This is a genomic window from Clostridium frigidicarnis (assembly GCF_900111985.1).
In the GTDB taxonomy this organism is placed as follows: Bacteria; Bacillota; Clostridia; order Clostridiales; family Clostridiaceae; genus Clostridium_Z; species Clostridium_Z frigidicarnis.
Genome location: NZ_FOKI01000085.1, coordinates 1 through 3,302, shown reverse-complemented (window position 1 = coordinate 3,302; position 3,302 = coordinate 1). Strand labels below are relative to the sequence as shown.

Annotated in this window: 1 protein-coding gene; it reads right to left on the bottom strand. The window is 28.4% G+C overall.

Annotated features, from left to right (window positions below):
- A partial coding sequence (locus tag BM119_RS19290) for a non-ribosomal peptide synthetase (RefSeq protein WP_143087362.1) occupies window positions 1-3,302 on the bottom strand: 3,302 nt, incomplete at both ends.

Below are 3,302 nucleotides of genomic sequence, written 5' to 3'. Positions count from 1 at the left end.
AATAAATCTATACTATCTAACTCTATTTCATTATTATTTATTATTGTTTCTAAAACCTTAATATAATGATTACTTAATCTTTCTATGGTTTCTTTCTTAAATAATTTTGAACAATATTGTATTGTAAAACTTAATTTTTCATCAGAAGCCATAACATTCAAGGTTAAATCAAACTTAGCTACATTGTTTTCACTATCACATGGTATTAATAACATATTATTAAGATCAATATCAACACCTGTTACCGTATCTACCATATTAAACATAATATCAAATAATGGATTTCTACTTGTATCTCTTACTATATCCAGCTTTTCTATTAATGTTTCTAATTGATAGCTTTGATTATCATATGCTTTTAGTGAGTTCTCTTTTACTTCATTTAGGAAATCTACATACTTTTTATCTCCTTCTGGTTTGTTTCTTAATGCTAATGTGTTTACAAACATGCCCATTATATTTTGAAGGTCTGCATGGGGTCTTCCTGCTATTGGAGTTCCTATAACTATATCTTCTTGCCCATTATGCTTAGATAAAAGTATATTAAAGGCTGATAATAGCACCATATGCACTGTTGTACCTGTTTTCTTTGTAAGTTCTTTCAATTCAAGTGCTACATTTTTATCCACTTCAAAACTTACACTATCACCTTCAAAACTTTGGACAGCAGGTCTTTCATAATCAGTAGGCATATTTAATACTGGTATCTCATCCTTGAACATGTTAATCCAATATTCTTCTTGTTTTTTCATTTCTTCTGATTTCAAGAAATTATTTTGCCATGCTGCAAAATCTTTATATTGGAGCTTTAATGGTTCTAATTCTTCTCCATTATATATCGTTGCAAATTCATTTATTAAAATACTTATAGATACACCATCAGATATTATGTGATGCATATCGATTAATAAATAGTTTTTGCTTTGAGTTTCTACTATTTGGACTCTAAATAGTGGTGCTTTTCCTAAATCAAAAGGTTTAACAAAATCATTAGCTATTTCTTCTATAGACTGATTTGAAACTTCTTGGTCTAACTTAAACTCATAGCTCTTATCTATTTTTTGTACTATTTCACCATCAATAACTTCAAAGTAAGTTCTTAATGCTTCATGCCTTTGAACTAACTTTTTAAATGCATCTTCTATTTTCACTTTGTCCATAGAACCTTGTATTTCAAATACTTGTGGCATATTATAAGCCATGCTTTCTTTATCAAAACCTTGAATTATATACATTCTCTTTTGCGCTGATGATGCCTCATAGTATTCTCTTTCTTCTACTTTTTCAATCTTAGAATAAATACTTTCTTCAGCCTCTTCAATAAACTTGCTTAATCCTTTTATTGTTGGTGACTTAAATAGTTCTTTCAATGGCACTTCTTTATTGGTTTCCTTATGAATTTTAGAAATAAGAGTCATTGCTTTTAATGAATGGCCTCCTAGTTCAAAGAAGTTATCATTTATTCCTATCTTTTGTATACCTAAAATTTCACTCCACACTCTTACTAGGGTTTCTTCTAAAGCATTTCTTGGCGCTTCATAACTAGTTAACCTTTCATCTAAATTAGGTTTAGGAAGAGCTCTTCTATCTAATTTTCCATTCGGTGTTATCGGCATTCTTTCTAGTTTCACAAAGTAAGCTGGTATCATGTACTCTGGTAAACTTTCCTTTAAATAATCTCTTAAGTTTAATTCATTTAGTTCTTTATAGCTTACTATATATGAACAAATACTCTTATCATTACTATCTATTACTACAACCGCTACTTCTTTAACATCCTCATGTTGCAGTATTTTACTTTCAATCTCACCAAGCTCTATTCTAAAGCCTCTTATTTTAACTTGATTATCTATTCTTCCTAAGAATTCTAATTCTCCATTTTCTAAAAGTCTCACTAAGTCCCCTGACCTATAAATCCTTTCATTTTTAACGTAAGGATTCATCACAAACTTCTTTTCTGTTAGTTCCTTTCTATTTAAGTAGCCCCTTGCTACTCCATCTCCCCCAACGCAAAGTTCTCCTTGAACTCCTATTGGCTGAAGTTTTAAATTATTATTCATTACATATGTTGTTAATGTTGGTATAGGGCATCCTATATTACTAATTCCTTTTGCAATTTCTTGATCTCCTATTTCTTTATATGTTACATGAACTGTAGTTTCTGTTATTCCATACATATTTATAATTTTTGTTTCATTATACTTCTGTTTCCATTTATATAACATCTGCGGATTTAAAGCTTCTCCTCCCAATATAATATACTTTAAATTTAAATGTTTTTCTTCATTATCAGTCTCTATATTCATCAAATTATAAAATGCTGTTGGTGTTTGATTTAATATTGTTACTTTTTCTCTTTTTAATAAAGATAAATACTCTTCAAAGTCTTTAGTTACTAATTCTGGCACTATAATTAATTTTCCACCATATAGTATCGCACCATACATTTCCCAAACAGAAAAATCAAAGCAATATGAGTGAAACATTGTCCATACATCTTTATGATCAAATTTGAATATCATTTTATTATTAAACATAAGCCTAACTACATTATTATGTTCAACCATAACTCCCTTAGGCTTGTCTGTAGTTCCTGAAGTATAGATAACATATGCTAAGTCATTTGAATTGTTTATTTTCTCTAGATTACTTGAATTTTTATTATATAAATCTATATTGCATAAATCAATTGTTTCACCATCGAATTCTATATTTTCTATTACAACGTTTTTACTTAACAGTATCTTACTTTTACTATCCTTCAACATATATTCTATTCTTTCTTTTGGATAGTTTGGATCTATAGGCAAGTATGCTCCACCAGATTTTAGAATTCCCATTATTCCTATTATCATCTCTAAGGATCTTTCTACCATTATTCCTATTATTGAGTCACCCTTAACACCCTTATCCCTTAATACTCTTGCAAGACTATTTGCTTTTTCATTTAATTCTCTGTAAGTTAGCTTCTCTTCTTTAAATACTACTGCAATATTATTTGATGTTTTTTCTACTTGCTCTTCAAATAATTCTTGTATTGTTTTGTCCATTGGATACTCTGCCTTAGTATCATTAAACCCATTTAACAATTGATTTTTTTCCTTTTCACTTAATAATTCAATTTCTGTTATGTTTATTTCATTATTAGTTAGTATGCTATCTAATATAGTTAAATAATGATTACTTAATCTTTCTATGGTTTCTTTGTTAAATAATTTTGAACAATATTGTATTGAGAAACTTAATTTTTCATCAGAAAACATAGCATTCAATGTTAAGTCAAATTTAGCTATATTATCTTC